The 642-nt window shown below is 61.4% G+C and carries 2 protein-coding genes; one reads left to right on the top strand and one right to left on the bottom strand.

The genetic code is table 11. From position 1 onward, the window contains the following. A partial coding sequence (locus EN969_RS34125) for a helix-turn-helix domain-containing protein (RefSeq protein WP_164758803.1) occupies positions 1–209 on the bottom strand: 209 nt, incomplete at its 3' end. Positions 210–304: 95 nt separating this feature from the next. Between EN969_RS34125 and EN969_RS34130 the strand changes: the two genes are divergently transcribed. Continuing rightward, a partial coding sequence (locus EN969_RS34130; protein ID WP_164758804.1) for an NIPSNAP family protein occupies positions 305–642 on the top strand: 338 nt, incomplete at its 3' end.

The following is a 642-nucleotide window of genomic DNA, read 5'->3' on the forward strand; positions in this document are numbered from 1 at the left end:
ATCACCGCCAGCGCGAGCGCCTTCTTGGTCGGGAAATGGTGATGCAGCGCACCGCCGCTGACACCCGCCGCCGCCATCAGGTCGCCGATGCTGGAGGCGTGATAGCCGCGCGCCTGGAACGCGTCCTCGGCGACATCGAGCACTTTCTTGCGCATGCCTTCAGGGTCGTTGATGCGTTTTCCCGGGCGCGGTTTTGGTTGAGCGATCATCTCTGCTGACATTGCCGGACATTAGCATATTGACAAAACAGGACAACCGGTCTGTTTTACAAACAGGACAATCACCCTGTTTTGGAGAATGCCGGATGAACCTGCCCCAGAACGTCGCGCCGAAACCCTCGGCGCTCGCCTCGCCTGTCGTCGAGTTGCGGCAATACACGCTGAAGCCAGGCCAACGCGACACGCTCATCGACATCTTCGACAGCAGGCTGATCGAGGGCCAGGAGGCCGCCGGCATGACCATCATCGGCCAGTTCCGGGATCTCGATCGGCCTGACATGTTCGTCTGGATGCGCGGCTTCGACAGCATGGATGCGCGGAAAAATGCTCTTGCCGCTTTCTATGGCGGGCCGGTCTGGGCGGCGCACCGCGATGCGGCCAACGCGACGATGATCGATTCCGACGATGTGCTGCTGCTCAAGCC

This window comes from Mesorhizobium sp. M7A.F.Ca.CA.003.01.2.1 (assembly GCF_003998945.1).
Taxonomy (GTDB): Bacteria; Pseudomonadota; Alphaproteobacteria; order Rhizobiales; family Rhizobiaceae; genus Mesorhizobium; species Mesorhizobium ciceri.